This is a genomic window from Ruegeria sp. E8, from assembly GCF_056533985.1.
Window position 1 is genome coordinate 249,121 of the sequence record NZ_JBQFOY010000002.1, and the last position, 18,152, is coordinate 267,272.

Annotated in this window: 17 protein-coding genes and 2 tRNA genes; 10 read left to right on the forward strand and 9 right to left on the reverse strand. The window is 58.6% G+C overall.

The features are described 5' to 3' along the window. Window positions 1-597, forward strand: a complete 597-nt coding sequence (locus ACR0LF_RS04835) for a TadE/TadG family type IV pilus assembly protein (RefSeq protein WP_480575767.1) — start codon at window positions 1-3, stop codon at window positions 595-597. Here ACR0LF_RS04835 and ACR0LF_RS04840 read toward each other — a convergent pair. After that, window positions 559-1,038 carry a hypothetical protein gene (locus ACR0LF_RS04840; RefSeq protein WP_480575770.1) on the reverse strand — a complete coding sequence of 160 codons (480 nt, stop codon included), beginning with the start codon at window positions 1,036-1,038 and terminating at the stop codon, window positions 559-561. The two genes, ACR0LF_RS04835 and ACR0LF_RS04840, sit on opposite strands and share 39 nt — an antisense overlap. Window positions 1,039-1,195: 157 nt before the next feature. Between ACR0LF_RS04840 and ACR0LF_RS04845 the strand changes: the two genes are divergently transcribed. Beyond that, window positions 1,196-2,107, forward strand: a complete 912-nt coding sequence (locus ACR0LF_RS04845) for a pirin family protein (protein WP_480575773.1) — start codon at window positions 1,196-1,198, stop codon at window positions 2,105-2,107. 21 nt (window positions 2,108-2,128) lie between these two features. Here the strand turns inward: ACR0LF_RS04845 and ACR0LF_RS04850 are convergent, their stop codons facing one another. Further along, on the reverse strand, window positions 2,129-2,716 hold the full coding sequence (locus tag ACR0LF_RS04850) for a TetR/AcrR family transcriptional regulator (protein ID WP_480575776.1): 588 nt from the start codon (window positions 2,714-2,716) through the stop codon (window positions 2,129-2,131). Between the two features lie 101 nt (window positions 2,717-2,817). On the opposite strand from ACR0LF_RS04850, the gene ACR0LF_RS04855 reads away from it, so the two are divergent. From ACR0LF_RS04855 to ACR0LF_RS04880, 6 genes are all read left to right on the forward strand, one after another. After that, window positions 2,818-3,066, forward strand: a complete 249-nt coding sequence (locus ACR0LF_RS04855) for a hypothetical protein (protein WP_480575779.1) — start codon at window positions 2,818-2,820, stop codon at window positions 3,064-3,066. A gap of 126 nt (window positions 3,067-3,192) precedes the next feature. Continuing rightward, the gene (locus ACR0LF_RS04860; RefSeq protein WP_480575782.1) at window positions 3,193-4,479 is read left to right on the forward strand and encodes a homoserine dehydrogenase; all 1,287 of its coding nucleotides are present in this window, start codon (window positions 3,193-3,195) and stop codon (window positions 4,477-4,479) included. Window positions 4,480-4,548: 69 nt separating this feature from the next. Further along, the gene (glpX, locus tag ACR0LF_RS04865; RefSeq protein WP_480575785.1) at window positions 4,549-5,532 is read left to right on the forward strand and encodes a class II fructose-bisphosphatase; all 984 of its coding nucleotides are present in this window, start codon (window positions 4,549-4,551) and stop codon (window positions 5,530-5,532) included. 93 nt (window positions 5,533-5,625) lie between these two features. Beyond that, window positions 5,626-7,368, forward strand: a complete 1,743-nt coding sequence (gene recJ, locus ACR0LF_RS04870) for a single-stranded-DNA-specific exonuclease RecJ (RefSeq protein WP_480575788.1) — start codon at window positions 5,626-5,628, stop codon at window positions 7,366-7,368. 98 nt (window positions 7,369-7,466) lie between these two features. Then, window positions 7,467-7,541: transfer RNA gene (locus tag ACR0LF_RS04875), tRNA-Glu, on the forward strand. A 22-nt stretch (window positions 7,542-7,563) separates the two neighbouring features. After that, window positions 7,564-7,638 (forward strand) — tRNA-Glu (locus tag ACR0LF_RS04880). A 9-nt stretch (window positions 7,639-7,647) separates the two neighbouring features. Here the strand turns inward: ACR0LF_RS04880 and ACR0LF_RS04885 are convergent. The 7 genes from ACR0LF_RS04885 to ACR0LF_RS04915 are packed head-to-tail and all read right to left on the reverse strand — an operon-like array spanning window position 7,648 to window position 15,034. Further along, window positions 7,648-9,489 (reverse strand): V-type ATP synthase subunit A, encoded by a 1,842-nt coding sequence (locus ACR0LF_RS04885; protein ID WP_480575792.1) that lies wholly within the window; start codon window positions 9,487-9,489, stop codon window positions 7,648-7,650. After that, window positions 9,486-10,178, reverse strand: a complete 693-nt coding sequence (locus tag ACR0LF_RS04890) for a hypothetical protein (RefSeq protein WP_480575795.1) — start codon at window positions 10,176-10,178, stop codon at window positions 9,486-9,488. Before ACR0LF_RS04890 ends, ACR0LF_RS04885 begins: the two co-directional genes overlap by 4 nt. 1 nt (window position 10,179) lies before the next feature. Next, a complete protein-coding gene (locus ACR0LF_RS04895) occupies window positions 10,180-10,857 on the reverse strand; it encodes a hypothetical protein (protein WP_480575798.1) in 678 nt (225 codons plus the stop codon). Next, complete coding sequence (locus tag ACR0LF_RS04900; protein WP_480575801.1) at window positions 10,857-11,300, reverse strand: ATP synthase subunit C; 444 nt, start codon at window positions 11,298-11,300, stop codon at window positions 10,857-10,859. The genes ACR0LF_RS04895 and ACR0LF_RS04900 overlap by 1 nt, the downstream gene beginning before the upstream one ends. Next, on the reverse strand, window positions 11,297-13,093 hold the full coding sequence (locus ACR0LF_RS04905) for a V-type ATP synthase subunit I (protein ID WP_480575804.1): 1,797 nt from the start codon (window positions 13,091-13,093) through the stop codon (window positions 11,297-11,299). The genes ACR0LF_RS04900 and ACR0LF_RS04905 overlap by 4 nt, the downstream gene beginning before the upstream one ends. Next, on the reverse strand, window positions 13,090-13,686 hold the full coding sequence (locus ACR0LF_RS04910; protein WP_480856063.1) for a V-type ATP synthase subunit D: 597 nt from the start codon (window positions 13,684-13,686) through the stop codon (window positions 13,090-13,092). The genes ACR0LF_RS04905 and ACR0LF_RS04910 overlap by 4 nt, the downstream gene beginning before the upstream one ends. Then, a complete protein-coding gene (locus tag ACR0LF_RS04915) occupies window positions 13,673-15,034 on the reverse strand; it encodes a V-type ATP synthase subunit B (protein ID WP_480575810.1) in 1,362 nt (453 codons plus the stop codon). The genes ACR0LF_RS04910 and ACR0LF_RS04915 overlap by 14 nt, the downstream gene beginning before the upstream one ends. A gap of 244 nt (window positions 15,035-15,278) precedes the next feature. Here ACR0LF_RS04915 and ACR0LF_RS04920 point away from each other — a divergent pair, with 244 nt between their 5' ends. Together ACR0LF_RS04920 and ACR0LF_RS04925 are read left to right on the forward strand one after the other, a co-directional pair. Further along, on the forward strand, window positions 15,279-17,018 hold the full coding sequence (locus ACR0LF_RS04920; RefSeq protein ID WP_480575813.1) for an ABC transporter substrate-binding protein: 1,740 nt from the start codon (window positions 15,279-15,281) through the stop codon (window positions 17,016-17,018). An 84-nt stretch (window positions 17,019-17,102) separates the two neighbouring features. Further along, the gene (locus tag ACR0LF_RS04925; RefSeq protein WP_480575816.1) at window positions 17,103-18,152 is read left to right on the forward strand and encodes an ABC transporter ATP-binding protein; all 1,050 of its coding nucleotides are present in this window, start codon (window positions 17,103-17,105) and stop codon (window positions 18,150-18,152) included.

Sequence of the window (18,152 nt, forward strand, 5' to 3'; positions counted from 1 at the left end):
ATGACTGTACTCAGGAATTTGAAAAACCGCATCAAGGCCTTCAGGAAAGACGAAAGCGGGATTCTGACCGTCGAAGCCATTATGATCTTCCCGCTGATGCTTTGGACCATCACGTTCACGTTTACCGCTTTTGAAGGTTTTCGGCAAAGTGCGTCAAATCTGAAGGCTGCCTATACGATCAGCGATCTGATCTCGCGCGAAACGCAAGCTGTGACCGATGTGTATTTCGACTCGCTGCACGACTTGGCCGGCAAGATGATCAACAACCGGTCTGAAGTGAAAATGCGGATATCGCTGCTCGAATACGATGAAGACGCGGATAAACACAAAGTGCGTTGGTCGACTGTACGTGGCTATAAAACTGCGTGGGACAACAACACCATTCACGAAATAAAAAATCGCTTGCCGCCGATGCCGAATACGGACACGGTTATTCTGGTCGAAACCTCGAATGAGTATATCCCGACGTTCAAACCGGGTTGGGATTTCGCGACGGGTATCAACTTTGACAACTTCGTTTTCACCCGCCCTCGCTTTACCAACAGAATATCCTGCAACCTAGCGAAGGCCCCGTTCGTCTGCGATAATACCGGATAAGATTTCGGACATGAATTTGGCCTCGGCGGCAGATGTCATGCCGCCCACGCCTACCCGGTGACCAATCCGCCACCACAGCCCCGGTGCCCATGTGTTCGCTGCTTTATGCCTTGTGCGAACCAGAAAGCCATTTGAAGGTTTGAAGGCGAACACGCCGCGATCTACCGCTTCAATATCGGCCACTTGGGAAATGATCTGACCCGACCCTGTGCGCAGTTCCGTGCGTGTCAGCTCAATATAGTCTTCTGTGGCGCGCCAGACGCTAAGCGCCAGCCAGAGAGAAGCACCGCCAACGACGAACAGAAACACTTGCCATACCGGCTCGGGCGGTGATGCCAGAGCGACGTAGGTAACCAGCGCACCGACCATTGTCAGCATCCCTACCCCGGCCCACCGTCTGGGGGATGATGCCTTAATCGTTGCCAGCACTTCGTCCTGCATGAATATCTCCTGTTTCGTCCCGTTCGATGTAGCCACTTTGAATCGGAAACAACAGAGGCTTGGTAGTATCGCAAATTTGCACAGGTTCGGTTACTTTGCGCAAATTGACTGCATTCACGCAGGGGTTACATGCTGGTCATACGAACCGGAGGCTCTCATGTCCCTTAGACCAACACTGGAAACACGCAAAGCCGTCCCGACAATGGAAGGGGCTGGCGTGAAACTTCACCGCGCGTTCGGGTTTCAGGACCCGTCCGAACTGGATCCCTTCCTGCTGTTCGATGATTTCAGAAACGAGCGACCGCAGGACTATCAGGCTGGGTTTCCCTGGCATCCGCATCGGGGGATTGAGACGATCACCTATGTGCTGGCCGGATCGGTCGAGCATTCGGATTCGCTGGGCAACACAGGCACTTTGGGGGCTGGCGACGTGCAATGGATGACTGCGGGGTCTGGTATCCTGCATCAGGAGATGCCGCACGGAAACACATCGGGTCAGATGCACGGGTTCCAGCTGTGGGGCAACCTGCCCTCGGACCAGAAGATGACTGCTCCGCGATATCAGGATGTTCAAAGCAAGGACATCCCCGAAGTCACCGACGACGACGGCACGACCGTGCGGGTGATTGTTGGAGAGTTCTGGGGCAAAACCGGACCTGTGGACGGCATCGCAGCAGACCCGCAATATCTGGACATCTCTGTCCCGGCGGGTGTGAAAAAGATTTTCCGTATAGACACTTACCGCCGCGCCTTTGCCTATGTGTTTCAAGGTCAGGCAGCTTTTGCGGACGCATCTCAACCGACCGGTGTGTTGCTTGAAAAAGAAGTCGCCGGGCAAGAGGTCAACATCCGGGATATGTCGGGCGACCGCACTCTTGTTCGTTTTGGCACAGGTGACGAGATCACTGTTCAGGCTGGCCCCGAAGGCGTGCGGTTTCTGCTGATCTCGGGTGCTCCGATCGATGAGCCCGTCGCGTGGCATGGTCCGATTGTGATGAACACGCGGGCGGAACTGGAACAAGCGTTTCGAGAGCTGCGCAACGGGACCTTCATTCGCCCTGCGCACTAACATTGTGACGGTCTGACCCTGTCAGGCCGTCACTGCCTTGTGCACCATGCTCCAATATATCTGTTCAACTTCGTCCAGAGACAATCGGCCACCAGACCGGTACCAGGTCATCACACCATTCAACATGGCAATCACCGCAAGTGTGGCGATCTTGGTGTCTGAAATCACAAACTGACCGGCCTGTTGCCCTTGGTGAAGGATGTCTTCCAACGCGTTTTCATACTGACGCCGCAAGTCTTCGATTTCGGCAAAGTTCTCGGGTGAGAGGTTGCGCAACTCCATATAGGCGATGAACACCTCATCCGGGCGCTGCAAATGGAAGCGAATGTGAAAGCCGACAAACTGGCGCAACGCCTCCCCGGCGTCATCGCCGCGCTCCAAAGCGCCCAGTGCTGAAAGCAGGTCCTGCATATGTTCGCGCATCAAACGATAAAGCAAACTCTGCTTGTCCGGCGTATAGTTGTACAACGCCCCTGCCTGTACGCCGACCTCTTTCGCGATCTGTCGCATCGAGACCGCCGCATAGCCATGGCGGGCAAACAGGTTCAGGGCCGCCTTGCGGATACGCGGACCTGTGATATCAGAATGGGAGCCTTGAGTTCGAGCCATGCCCCACAGTATCTGAACAAATGTTCATATAGAACCCCGCTTGATCGAAGTCGGTAAAAGGTGCATCACGATGGGACGTGTGACATAGAAAAGCCCGCTACATGAAACTGCTGCCTGTTCTGCCCCTTATTCTTCTATTTGCCGGATGTGCAGATTTTCCCGAGCTTGAAGGCAGTGAACCCGCCTCGGTAAAATCGGCCCCCTACCCGCGCCTTGTCCCGTTGCAGGAAACGTTGGGGCCTGCGATCGACCCCGTCAGCCAGGCCGCCGAGGTAGAAGAAGAACTGACACAGCGCAGCGAGGCGCTGGCGCAAAAGGCGGAAGCGCTGCAAAACGCGCAAACCAACTAAAGCGTCACGATTCACGGCCACAATCCCCGGTGACGGATTGCACCCTGTGCTTGAACCCGCTAAGGCAGCGCTGACCGGACAACCGTCCGAATTCAGATAAGTTTCGAGCGGAAAGGAACCCACGACATGACACAGGCGCTGCGGCTCGGAATTGCGGGCTTGGGAACTGTCGGCGTGGGTGTCGTCAAGATTGTCCGCCGACATGCAGAATTGTTGAAGGCGCGCATGGGCCGGTCGATTGAGATCGTGGCAGTCTCTGCGCGGGACCCCAACAAAGATCGTGGCGTGAACCTGTCGGACTATGCGTGGGAAACCGACCCGGTTGCGCTGGCGAAACGCGACGATATCGATGTCTATGTCGAACTGATGGGCGGCGAAAACGGCCCGGCCAAAGCCTCGGTCGAAGCTGCTTTGGCCAGCGGCAAGGATGTCGTAACCGCCAACAAAGCATTGCTGGCCATTCACGGACAGGAACTGGCAGAACAGGCCGAGGCCGCGGGGCGTGTTATCCGGTTTGAGGCCGCAGTCGCTGGCGGCATTCCGGTGATCAAATCCCTGACAGAAGGGCTGGCCGGTAACGAAATCACCCGCGTCATGGGGGTGATGAACGGCACCTGCAACTACATCCTGACCCGGATGCAATCACAGCGTCAGGGCTATAACGCCCTGTTCGATGAATGCGCCGAACTTGGCTATCTTGAGGCCGACCCGAATCTGGATGTGGGCGGCATCGATGCTGCACATAAACTGGCATTGCTGGCCTCGATTGCTTTTGGCACCAAGCCGAATTTCGACGGGATCGAGATTGAAGGCATTCAGCACATCAGTCTGGACGATATCGATCAGGCCGAGGATATGGGCTTCCGCATCAAACTGCTCGGCGTGGCGCAGCGCACTGCGCGCGGGCTGGAGCAGCGTATGCAGCCCTGCCTGGTGCCCAGCGACTCGCCACTGGGTCAGCTGGAAGGCGGCACCAACATGGTGGTGATTGAAGGCGACGCGGTTGAACAGGTTGTTCTGCGCGGCCCCGGAGCAGGCGAAGGCCCGACGGCCAGCGCGGTGATGGGCGACGTTTGCGATTTGGCGCGCGGGCTGCAAATCCCGACCTTTGGCCGACCTGCCACTTCGCTTGAAGCCGCCAAGCCCGCAGTCACCGGCCTGCCTGCGCCCTACTATTTGCGGCTTGGCCTGTTGGACAAACCCGGTGCTCTGGCAAAGGTTGCGGCCATTCTGGGTGACGCCGGAGTTTCGATCGATCGGATGCGCCAGTATGCGCATGCCGAAAGCACGGCGCCTGTGCTGATCGTCACCCACAAAGCCACCCGCGCTGCGTTGAACGTCGCGCTGGACGGTTTCCGTGAAACGGATGTGGTTGCGGGCACCCCCGTTGCGCTGCGGATTGAAGAGGTTTGATCTTGCGGCCTGTATGAAACGCAAGCTATGCCGGTAGAAACGACTTTACTGACCAGAGGATACTGAACGATGAGTGCTGCCAAGACCGATTTTAACGACCGCCTGCTGTCTCTGGGGCTGGCAAGGGTGGCAGAACAGGCTGCGCTGGCCTCGGCCTCGCTGGTGGGCCGCGGCGATGAGAAAGCGGCTGACCAGGCTGCCGTGAACGCGATGCGCGAACAGCTGAACCTGCTGGACATCGCAGGTGTCGTTGTTATCGGCGAGGGCGAGCGTGACGAGGCGCCGATGCTGTATATCGGCGAAGAGGTTGGTACCGGCACCGGACCCGGTGTCGACATTGCGCTGGACCCGCTGGAAGGCACCACGCTGACCGCCAAGGACATGCCCAACGCTCTGACTGTGATCGCCATGGGACCGCGCGGCTCGATGCTGCATGCGCCGGACGTTTACATGGACAAGCTGGCCGTTGGCCCAGGCCTGCCGGAAGGTGTGGTCAATCTGGACATGTCGCCGCGTGAGCGCGTCGAGGCATTGGCCAAGGCCAAGGATTGCAAGCCTGCCGACATTACCGTTTGTATTCTGGAACGCCCGCGCCACGAAGCGATGATCGCCGAAGTGCGCGAGACCGGTGCCTCGATCCGTCTGATCACCGATGGTGACGTGGCAGGTGTCATGCACTGCGCTGAAAGCGAAGTGACCGGCATCGATATGTATATGGGCCAAGGTGGCGCGCCCGAGGGTGTTCTGGCTGCTGCAGCGCTGAAATGCATGGGCGGTCAGATCTTTGGTCGCCTGTTGTTCCGCAATGATGACGAACGCGGCCGTGCCGCCAAAGCTGGAATCACCGACTTGGACCGTGTCTATGCGCGCGATGAGATGGTGACTGCTGACGTCATTTTTGCCGCAACCGGTGTTACGGGCGGTTCGCTGCTGCCGCGTATCAAGCGCGAGCCGGGCTGGGTTGAAACCACCACGCTGTTGATGCGGTCGAAAACCGGGTCGGTGCGCCGCATGTCCTATCGCACGCCAACCTGGCCGCACGACAAAGCGTAACGGCTTGCGCCGTTGCCTTCGGCGAGAGTATTTCTGAAAAGATGAAGAGGCCGGGTCCGCAAGGGTCCGGCCTTGGCGCATGAAAGGCGAGAGATGAGTTTTCTTGGGGTAGAGCAATCGTTGACAGGGCGGCGTTGGGTCGGCCCCGGTGCAGATGTCGAGCGAGCCGCCGAGATGATGGCACAACAGACCGACCTGCCGCGTGCGGTGTGTCAGGTTCTGGCCCGCCGTGGCGTGCCGGTTTTGGAGGCGCAAAGTTTCCTGGACCCCAAACTCAAAGAGTTGCTGCCCGATCCTCGCGCGTTGAAAGATATGGAAGTTGCGGCGGCGCGGTTTCTGGATGCAGTCCACAAACGCCAGAAGATCGCAGTGTTCGCGGATTACGACGTGGACGGAGGCAGCTCTGCCGCCTTGCTGCTCGTCTGGCTACGGCAGGCGGGCTTGCAGGCGACGCTCTATGTGCCTGACCGGATTGACGAAGGGTATGGCCCCAATGTTCCCGCCATGCAGGATTTGGCGGCCTCTCATGACCTGATCATTTGCGTCGATTGCGGCACCCTTAGCCACGAGCCGATTGCGGCAGCCAGGGGTGCGGATGTGATCGTGCTGGATCACCACCTTGGCGGAGAAACCCTGCCCGACTGCGTCGCTGTCGTGAATCCGAACCGGCAGGATGAAAGTGGCGACTTGGGTTACCTTTGCGCGGCAGGGGTTGTTTTCCTCATGTTGGTCGAAGCCGGGCGGCAGCTGCGTGCGGCGGGCACGAAAGGGCCCGATCTGATCGCCCTGCTGGATCTGGTGGCGCTGGCCACCGTGGCCGATGTGGCACCGTTGATCGAGGCCAACCGCGCCCTGGTTCGACAAGGCCTTAAAGTCATGGCGCAGCGGCAGCGCCCTGGTCTTGTCGCTTTGGCCGATGTCTCACGTATGGATACGGCGCCAAACAGCTATCACCTGGGTTTCCTGCTGGGCCCCCGTGTGAATGCGGGCGGTCGGATCGGTCAGGCCGATCTGGGCGCACGCCTGCTGAGCACCGACTCGCTGCACGAGGCGCAGGCCTTGTCCGAACGTCTGGATGCGTTGAATACAGAGCGCCGTGACATTGAAAACGCAGTTCGTGCGGCGGTGATGGAACAGGCCGAGGAACGCGGTCTGGAAGCCCCGTTGGTTTGGGCGGCAGGTGAAGGCTGGCATCCGGGTGTCGTGGGAATTGTGGCGTCCCGACTGAAAGAGACGGCCAACCGCCCGGCCATCGTGATCGGCTTTGACGGGGATGAGGGCAAAGGTTCAGGCCGTTCAGTCTCGGGCGTGGATTTGGGAGCTTCGATCCAGCGGTTGGCGTCCGAGGGTCTGCTGGTCAAAGGCGGTGGTCACAAGATGGCTGCCGGGTTGACCGTGATGCGCGATCAACTGGAACCCGCGATGGAGCGGCTTAGCGAATTGCTGGCGAAACAGGGCGCGGGCGACAGCGGCCCAGCGGATCTGAAACTGGATGGTGCCCTGATGCCCGGGGCAGCCACGGTTGACCTGATCGAACAGATCGAAAAAGCAGGCCCGTTCGGCGCCAGCGCCCCTGCCCCGCGATACGCATTGCCCGATCTACAGGTGCGCTTTGCCAAACGCGTCGGCGAATCCCACCTGAAGCTTTCACTCTCGGACGGCATGAGCGCCGGACTGGACGCCATTGCATTCGGTGCGTTCGACGGACCAATGGGGGAAAAACTGTCCAATCATGGCGGTGCTCGGTTCCATTTTGCCGGCCGGCTTGAGGTCAATACGTGGGGCGGACGTCAAAGCATACAATTGAGGCTGGAAGATGCGGCCGAGGCAGGCTGAAGCCTGTTCTGCTGCCTCCAAAAAACTTTCACATCTCTGCATTTTTCGGCTTGCGGGGGTCTGAGGTAAACCGTAAAAGGCCCTCCACAAGCCAGCGTGGCCCGTTCGTCTATCGGTTAGGACGCCAGGTTTTCAACCTGGAAAGAGGGGTTCGATTCCCCTACGGGCTGCCACTTGTGCTTGTTTGGACCAAATGGCCCGTTCGTCTATCGGTTAGGACGCCAGGTTTTCAACCTGGAAAGAGGGGTTCGATTCCCCTACGGGCTGCCATTTTCCGCCTTAAATCCCGAACTTCTCGCGACACAAATCCTGAATCTGCCCCCAGATCAATTTGAATTCCGGCGTGTTTTCCGCCGCGTAGTGGAAGTTTTTCATCAATCCGGTCAGCTGCGTAAAGATCTTCCGCACCTCGGCCTTGTCGGCGAACCCGGCTTTGGACTGCGTCACGTCATAGACAAGCTTGAAGGTCATCTTCTGCCGCTCAAGCGGAACGGTCGCGTCCACCTTATCGAACGCGTCCTGCTGCAGATAGACCATGTCTACAAACAGAGCTTTTTGCTGCGTGACGAAGTCTTCGATCGTCACGCCCTCTTCGCCCGTCACCTGCATCATCTGATCGACCTGTTCACCCTTTTCGATCAATTCAATCAGGTCGCGCACTTTGCCAGTCCAACCCGGCTCGGCGTTTTTGTCGTACCAATCCGACAGCTGATCGGTATAGCGCGACCAACTGAGCATGGGATCGACTGCCGGATAGAACCGCTTGTAGGCCCGTTCCGAAGACAGGCCGAGAAAGCACTTGACGGTCGACAAGGTTGATTGCGTGACCGGCTCGTCAAAGTTGCCGCCAGCGGGTGAAACGGTGCCGATCAGAGTCAGGCTGCCCAAATCCCCATCATTGGTTTTCATCGCACCTGCGCGTTCGTACAGCCCCTTGATCGAGCTTTCCAGATAAGCCGGGAAGCCCTCCTCTCCGGGAATTTCCTCAAGCTTGCCGGATGTTTCGCGCATCGCCTGCGCCCAGCGGCTGGTGCTGTCGGCGATCAACATAACGTCGTACCCCATCTGGCGGTAATACTCACCCAGAGTGATGCCGGTGAAGATGGATGCTTCGCGCGCCGCGACCGGCATCGACGAGGTGTTGCAGATGATGATCGTACGATCCATCAGGCTGCCGCCCGTTGTTGGATCGGTCATCTTGGGGAATTCATGGATCGTCTCAACCACTTCACCCGCACGCTCGCCGCAGGCGACGACGATCACGATATCCACCTTGGCATTCCGAGCGATCAGGTTTTGCAGCACGGTTTTACCCGCCCCAAACGGCCCCGGGATACACGCCGTTCCACCGCGCGCAATGGGAAAGAACGTGTCGATCAGGCGCTGAGACGTCAGCACGGGTTCGGTCGGATAAAGTCGCTCGGACAGCGCACGCTTCAGGACGCTTTCGGGCAAGGGTCGCCGCACCGGCCATTTCTGCGACAGGGTTAGCGTGTGTTCACCGCCCTGCGCATCCTCAAGCCGCGCGACGATGTCGTGGATCGTGGCAGCCCCTTTCTGAACCCAAACGACTTTGTAGTCGCCTACCCAATTGAACGGCAGCATGATCTTATGGTTGAAATGCCCCTCAGGGACGGTCCCGATACTGTCGCCTGCAGTGACCGTATCCCCCACTTTCACTGACGGCGTGAATGACCACTTGGCCTGCGTATCCAACGGCGCCACGTCAGCGCCACGTGGCAGGAAAGTGCCATACTCCGCGGCCACTTTGGGCAGGGGCGACTGCAAACCGTCAAACACCTGCCCCAACAAACCCGGGGCAAGTTCAACCGACAATAGTTGTCCCGATTGCTCGACCGGATCGCCCACGGCGACCCCATCGGTGCTTTCGTAAACCTGCACATCCGCCGTGTCGCCGCGCACGCGCAACACTTCGGCCTTCAGCCGCTCCTGCCGCCCGCCCGGGGCCGGTCGCGTGGGCAGGATGAAAACCACCTCGTTCTTGACCAACTGCCCGGGCTGACCCGAGGCGTCATGGTTGGCCTGAATCTGCACCAACCCCTCCTGCACCGAGACGACGCGGGCGGTGGCGGTCTGCGTGGCTTGGGTAGGGGCTGTCATGGGTGTGCTCCATCAAATTCGATCTCGGCGGCATCGGCCATGGCCTGCTGCGCCAGACGTTCAAATCTTGCGGCCGCTTCTTGCGCATTGCTTTGCGCCCAGCGATCGAAAATGTTCCAGATCAGGACGTAGATTGTCACCGCCTCGAAATCGAACAGATGGCGGGCCGCGTGCCGTTTCAATTGCGTATGGCTGACCGATAACAGCAACCGTTCCAGCCCCAGCGGATCTTCGGCCTCAAGCAATTGCTTGGCCTCTCTGATCCAGGGCATCGGGCCGTCCAGCTTGAAGGTCGGGTCGGCCCAGTTTGCCGGGATGTGCCGCGCCCAGCGCCCCATCCCAAACGACGCGGAAGGTGCACCACCCCCCTGCTTTCGCAGGCGCAGGGCGGCAACGGCTGTGCGCAGGTCTATTCGTTCAAGGAAAAGGTCGCGCAGGGTTGGCTGCTGAATGTCGCGCAGCACCTCTTTGCAGCGTTGAATCGCCTGCGCATCGGTGACATCCATATCATAGTCACCCCAATTCAGAGCGTGCTCCAACATCTTCAAAACACGCGCATCTTCGGGCGTCAGCACCTTAAGGCGGCGCTCCAGCCGCAGCCGCGACAGGGGCGGTTGTTTAGCAATGAACAGCCGCTCAGAACCCGGCAAGCTGCTGACCAGCGAGATATAGGCGTCAGGGTCCGGCATCTTAGCGGATCACGCCTTCCAATACGGCGCGGAAGCGGGGCTGAAGGTGCGCCATCAACAACGATGCCACGGCCTTGTCAGTCAGGTCCAGCACCACCCCCTGATCCTCGGCCCGGACACGGATACCGTCCTGCGCATCGTCCGCTGCGTGCAATTCAACCTGTTCGCGCAACATCTCGGCGGTCAGACCCAACACGTATTTCGTCAGCTTGCCGGTTTGAATGTCATCCGCGTTCTGCTTGATATCCTCCTGCGTGGCGACTTTGGCAGGTAGTATAACCTGAACCTTGCCGTCCAGATGTGCCTCGGCAGCGGCGCGCCCTACCACTTCGAGGATCATTTGTTTCAACAGGCTCGGGTCCGCCATTTCCTTTGTAACCAGCCGTTCGACATCTTCGCGAAACCGATCAGTGAGACCCGCCTTCATGGTCAGAACCGCGTCACGCATGGCAGTGTTCAAAGCTTCTTCACCCGCCGCGCGGTAGTTGTCAGAATCGCTGCGGGCCTTCTTCTGATACTCATCCGCCTCACGCCTTGCGTCGGCCAATATCTTTGCAGCCTCGGCCTTGGCGTCGGCACGCAGCTTTTCCGCGTCCGCCTGTCCAGCAGCGACCCCGTCGTTGCGCAGCTTATCGATAAGCGCGTCCACGCCGTGCGAAATCATGCCATCCTGTGCCATCAGCTGATCCCCGCGCTGATGACCAGGGCAAAGACAAAGGCAAAGACACCAAAACCTTCGATGATCGCGGCGGGCGCCAGCGACAGGCCGAAGATTTCAGGCTTTTCCTTGGTCGCGTTGATCGCAGCGGCGCAGGCCCGGCCCTGCCAGATCCCACAATACATCAGCGCGATGCCGGACAGGATACCGATCCCGAACAGCCCACCGGCGTTTTCAGGGGTCACATCGCGGTTCAGGGTGAACATGATGACGATACCATAAATCACCATGGTCGAGGGGAAGGCCGAGACACCGATAAACCGGCCATAGCCGCCTTCGGTTTCGGTCATCGCGCCGATACTGGCCATGCCCGCGATGGAACATCCAATGGCACTTGCCGCCGCGCCCAGCGCCATGGGCGCGTAAATGCCCAGCCAACCCAATGTCAGAACAAGCTCATTCATTCCTGAACCTCCTTGCGGGCGAACGGGCGAAAGACAATGCCTTCGCCCGGCAGACCCCATTTAAAGAATTCGATGTAATTGAGACGTAATCCGTGAACGACGCCGCTCATCATCGCGAGGGCGAAGTTCAGGATATGGCCAATGATCAGGATCAGCAGGCCGAACAGAATGCCCGGCCCTTTAAGTGCGTGGATCACAGACATGGCCAAATCGTTGAAGGTGATCGCCAGTGAGGCCGAGGCCAATCCTAGGGCAAACAGGCGCATGTAACTAAGTACATCACCGAAAGCGCCCATCGCACCGGCCAGCGCCTGGATGCCGTCAATCAAGCGCCATAGCCAGTCTAGCGGCTTTTTGATCAGCCGTTCGCTTGAGAAGAACAGGATCGCCAGAACACCGACAATCAGGATCACTGCACCCGGCGTCGGGGAATTTCCCTTCATATAGCTGAGCCACAGGACAAACCCACCGATCAACGCTGCAATCCACCCCAGATTGGCAATCGCCTTGCGTTGCCCCCAAGCCGCACGGGCCGCCAGCGCGTTGGCCAGAACCAAGTGTAGGACACCCACAACAATCGACACCATCATCATGGCGCCGAAATTGTTCAGATCGAGCAGTTTGAGTTTGCCAAAGATCGACCCTTCAGCCGGAGACACCCCGAAATAGCTGCCGACCAGAACGCCGTACACGACGGTCGCGCCCGAGACGATCAGCCCGTAACGGCGCCACGATCGTTGCTCGACCGAGCCTGCCATCCTCTTCCAGAACAGCAGCAGGCCCAACAGGATCACGGCACCGTATCCTGCGTCCGCCACGATCATCGCGAAGAAGAACGCAAACGAGGCCGAGACTATGACACTCGGGTCCCAATCCTGATAACCGGGCACTTGATAAAACAGCGCCAAATCCACAGCAGCGCTGCGTTTTTCCGGTTGCTCCAACAAAGTCGGCGGCGTGTCATCCGGGGCAGGTTCTTCGATCAGAACAGCGGCATCTTTGGCACTGGCCAGCTTGAGCACGGCATCGACTCGATCCTCGGGCACCCAGCCTTGCAGGGCAAACATCGCCTCTTCATCCCGGACCTTCTGCGTTGCATGAGCCAGCTCAGCTGCGCTTTCGGCAACCGACAGGTTCCGGCGCATCAATGTCAGGTAACGGGTCTGCGCCACCCGTTCTGCCTCAAGCGCTTCGATGGCGATCTCGGCCTCTTCCAATTGGGCCTCAAGCTCGTGGATGGGCAAGGACCCGGTGTGGGTACGCGGAACCGGCAGGATGTCATCAGCGGGTTCGTCCGAGGCAATCAGGACCGCATAGATAAAGCGATGGTTCTGCTCCAGAATTGCCCAAGGCAGTACCAAATCAGAGAGTGCGTCGCGGTGTTTCAGCGGCAGTTGATAAAACCACAACCGGTTGCCCGCCAAAACGTCATCGGGGGGAAAATCCAAATCTCCCCAAGGCCGCACCTGCGAAATCCGATTGGCCAGAAAGTCCCGCCGGTCCGACATGTCGCGCGTGCGCTGCATGAGGTCCAGCACGTTTTCGACGAACCGGTCCATGTCAAAGTCTGGATAACGCTGAATCTGGCGGCGCGGTTCAGGCACATCTGCGAGGAAACGCAATGCCTTATAGGCATCTCTTGCACCACGTTCGCTGATTTTTTCGGGCTCCGCTGGGGGCGGCGCCAGCGGCAGGACGTGCATACATCCCAATTCCTGCAACGCCTCAAGCGTCGGCCTCTTTGAAACCGCAGGACCGACCAGCGACATCTTCTTGAGGCGCGCAACACTCATGACGCCGCCTCCTGCGCATGTTTGCGCTTGGATATCTTCGAGCGCACCACGGCCTGCATTTGTTCATCGCTCAGATAGATGCGGATTTTCTTGATATTGGTCTTGGCACGCGGGATCAGGACCTTTTCGAACAGGTTCACCCGTTGCGTTATGGTAGCGACAGCCTTGTCGAAAATCTTAACCCGTTCTTTGGCCACTTTGACGCGCAAGCGCGCCTCGATCATGTCGTGTAGTAACCGCGCCGCCGCATCGACCCAGTGGGGTTTGGCCAACATGGAGTACGGGCGCACAGCGACTTCGATCCGGTCCAGTGCGGGCATCTTGACGCCCACGACATTAACCTCTTTGATCTTGTAGTCCTTGAGTTCGACCAACCCATCCAGATCGACGCCCTGTTGCGCCAACATCGGCAGCTTTGCCCCCACCTGTTGCGCCAGTTCCTTGACCTCTTCTTCCAAGCGACGCACGTCTTCGCGGGCTTTGACGCGTTCGGCCATCAATTGCTGGCGTTTCAGGTCCAGCGACGGCAGGAACCGCTCATAGCTTTTCAGCTGTATCTGCTGGCGGGCCAGCGACGATTTATTCAGCTGCAACCGCGCCATCACCATCCTTTGGAAAGTATTTGTCGATCAAGGTCTGCTTCATCAGCAACTGTTCCGACCGGAAACACTCGGCCAGTGTTTTCCAGCCCAGATCCAACGCCTCTTCCAGCGGGATCGAGACGTTGATATCCATGAAGCGCTTGCGGAACAGCGCGCCGAATTTCAGCAACTGGTGATCGTAATCCGACAGATCAAAGGCCATCGCCTGTTTCTGCGCGGCATCGCGGCTTTCGGAATAGAACCGGATCATCGTGTTCATGATCTGACCGTGATCTTCGCGCGTGGTCTTGCCGATCACGTTCTGCTTAAGGCGCGACAGGCTGCCGAACGGGTCAATTACCCCGGAATGCAGATAGAACTGCCCTTCTGTAATATAGCCCGTGTTGTCCGGCACAGGATGGGTCACATCATTGCCCGGCATCGTCGTCACGGTCAGCACCGTGACCGACCCCCCTTTGGCATAGTCACAGGCTTTCTCATAACGTCGCGCCAGTTGCGAATAGAGATCACCCATATAGCCGCGTTGCGAGGGAACACGTTCTTGGCTGATGCCGACCTCCTTCATCGCGTCGGCAAAGGCGGTCATGTCGGTCAGCAGGACCAGCACGCGCTTGCCTTCCTCCACCGCGAATTTCTCGGCCACGGCCAGTGCCATGTCAGGCACCAATAGACGCTCAACCAGCGGGTCCATCGCCTGATTGACAAACATCACTGTGCGCGAGAACACCCCTGCATCCTCGAATGAGGTGCGGAACGTGTGGTAATCGTCAAAGATCAGCCCCAGCCCCCCGAACACCACGATATCGGCATCTGCCTGAATGCCGATTCGGCTGAGGAATGCGTTAAACGGCTCGCCCGAGACCGAGAAGATCGGGATTTTCTGGCTTTCAACCAATGTGTTGAACACGTCGATCATCGGCACATCGGTTCGGATCATCTTGTTGGGCACCGCGCGCTCAGCCGGATTGACCGTCGGCCCGCCAATATCGATTCGGGGTTCTGCTGTCAGGTCTGGTCCGCCATCGATCACCACCCCCGCCCCGTCGAACACACGGCCCAGAATATTGGCTGAATAAGGTGTCTGCATCGGATGTCCGAGGAAAGTCGCCGTGGCTTCGGTCGATATACCCTTGGTCCCCGAAAACACCTGCAGCGTCACCACGTCCCGGTCGATGAAGATCGCCTGCGCCAGGGTTTTATGCCCATCAACCGTCTCGATCACGGCAAGATCGTTGAACCGGACCGTCGCGTCCGAGGCCCCCTCAAACGGCACTCGAACTTTGATCGTATCCCCCACGATTTCGAGTACTCGCGTGTATTTCAATAGACTCTGGGACATTGCATATCCTCATTCGTCCAAGCGGTATTCGACGGTCGAAACCGCGTTAATCTGTAGAATTTTTTGTAATTACCAGTGCAGCTTACAACGAATTCACAAATTGGCAACCAAGGATGTTTTCCGGCCTTATCCGCTACGAATCTTCCAATTACTAAAAATTTAGTTTGACACTTGTGCGGAAAATCGCTGATGCTGAGCGCCATCCGGTTCCCACCGGAAAACCATAATCTTTGGGAGGAAACAGATGCGGAGACATCTACTTTCCGCAGTGGCGGCGGCTGCCGTCATTGCGGGGCACGGTTCTGCTTGGGCCGACGAAGCCGCAGCACAACGTTGGATCGACGACGAATTCCAGCCATCCAGCTTGTCGAAAGACGAACAGATGGCGGAAATGCAGTGGTTCATCAAAGCTGCCGAACCCTATGCCGGAATGGAACTCAACGTTCTTTCAGAAAGCATCCCCACGCATTCGTACGAGTCCGAGGTCCTGACCAAGGCTTTCGAAGAGATCACCGGCATCAAGGTCAACCACCAGATTCTCGGCGAAGGCGAAGTGGTTCAGGCAGTTCAGACCCAGATGCAGACCGGTCGGAACCTTTATGACGGCTACGTCAATGACAGTGACCTGATCGGTACACATTCACGTCTGCAACTGGCCTACAACCTGACTGAACAGATGGGCGGTGACTGGGCGGCGACTACCTCGCCGACACTGGATCTGGATGACTTCATGGGCATTCAGTTCACCACCGGTCCGGATGGCAACCTCTATCAGTTGCCAGACCAGCAATTTGCGAACCTCTATTGGTTCCGCAAGGACTGGTTTGATGATGAGGCCAACAAAGCCGCGTTCAAGGAAAAGTATGGCTATGACCTGGGTGTTCCAGTCAACTGGTCCGCTTACGAAGACATCGCCGAGTTTTTCACCAATGATGTGAAGGAAGTCGACGGCGTGGCGATCTACGGCCACATGGACTACGGCAAGCGCGCGCCTGACCTTGGCTGGCGTATGACCGATGCCTGGCTGTCGATGGCCGGTGCCGGTGACGTGGGTGAGCCGAACGGTGTTCCGGTCGACGAATGGGGCATCCGCATGGAAGCGGGCACCTGTAACCCTGTCGGTGCGTCTGTTTCGCGCGGTGGTGCGGCTAACGGTCCGGCTGCGGTCTATGCGATCCGCAAGTGGGATGAGTGGCTGCGGGCCTATGCGCCTCCGGGTGCGGCGTCCTATGACTTCTACCAGTCGCTGCCGGCGCTCAGCCAGGGCAACGTGGCTCAGCAGATCTTCTGGTACACCGCCTTTACCGCCGACATGGTCAAGCCGAAGTCCGAAGGTAACAACACCGTGGATGACGAAGGCACGCCGCTGTGGCGTATGGCGCCCAGCCCGCATGGCCCCTACTGGGAAGAAGGCCAGAAGGTTGGGTATCAGGACGTGGGGTCCTGGACGTTCCTGAAATCGACCCCCTCGGATCGTGCTCAGGCGGCCTGGCTCTACGCTCAGTTCGTGACGTCCAAGACTGTTGACGTGAAGAAGTCCCATGTTGGACTGACCTTCACCCGCGACAGTTCGGTCAACCACGAGAGCTTCACCGAACGCGCGTCCAAGCTGGGTGGTCTGGTCGAGTTCTACCGCTCGCCTGACCGTGTGGCATGGTCGCCGACCGGCATCAACGTTCCGGATTATCCGAAGCTGGCTCAGATCTGGTGGCAGCAGATCGGTGACGTGAACTCGGGCGCGTTTACCCCGCAAGAGGCGATGGATCGTTTGGCCGAAGAGATGGACATCACCATGGCCCGCATGCAGGCCGCAGATGAAAGCGCCGGTGTCTACGGTGGCTGTGGTCCGCGCCTGAACGAGCCGCAGGATCCGTCCTTCTGGCTGGAAAAAGCGGGTTCGCCAAAGGCCAAGCTTGAGAACGAAAAGCCGCAGGGCCAGACCGTCAACTATGACGAACTGGTTCAGCGCTGGCAGTCTCAGTAAGCCGGAAAGAACCGGGGGGTGCCGTTTTCGGCATCCCCACTCCAAAGACCAGTGCGACGCACTGCGGGATCGGAACCCACGAACATGATCGAATTACAAGACGCGGCCAAAAGGGTCGGTAACGTCATCCATATCAAACCCACAAACCTGACCCTTCAAACAGGCCACTTCAACGTGCTGCTGGGTGCGACAGGTTCAGGCAAGACCTCTCTGATCAAGATGATGGCCGGGCTGGACCCGATTGCTTCGGGCAAGGTCTTTATGGACGGCCAGGACGTCACAAAGCTGAACACGCAGAAGCGGCAGATCAGCCTGGTGCACCAGTTCTTCGTGAACTATCCGCACATGACTGTTTTCGACAACATCGCGTCACCCCTTCGCGTGGCGGGTATGGCGAAGTCCGAAATCGAAGGCCGCGTGGAAGAGGCCGCCGATCTGCTCCAGCTGCGCCCGATGTTGCACCGTCGCCCGCATGAGTTGTCGGGTGGACAACAACAACGAACGGCATTGGCCCGCGCCATCGCCAAGGAAAGCCGAGCGGTGTTTCTGGACGAGCCGCTCGCCAACCTCGACTACAAACTGCGCGAAGAGCTTCGCGAGCAATTGCCTGATCTTTTTGCGGGACGTGGTGCAGTGGTTGTCTACGCCACCTCGGAACCAGAAGAGGCCCTGCTGTTAGGCGGATACACCGCCCTGATGGCCGACGGCCGCGTCACCCAGTTTGGCCCGACTGCCGATATCTATCGAAACCCGGAAAACATCGCCGCCGCACGGGTGTTTTCCGATCCGCCGATCAACGTCGGCCAAATCACGGTGTCCAGCGCTCAGGCGCAATTACTGGGTGGAGGGAGCTGGCCGGTGACCGACATGGCCGACGGGGATTACACTGTCGCCATTCGCCCCCATCGCGTGACCCCGTTCCGCACCTCGGACGATGATGTGGAACTGACGGGCCGGGTGATCGTGACGGAATTGTCGGGCTCGGATTCCAGCGCGCATTTCCAGCATGGTGAGGATGCATGGGTGTCGCTGGCTGCCGGTGTGCACCCCTATCAGGTGGGCGAGGATCACAGTTTCTACATGAACCCGGCCCATTGCCGGTATTTCGGCCAAGACGGCCAAAGGGTCGCGTAA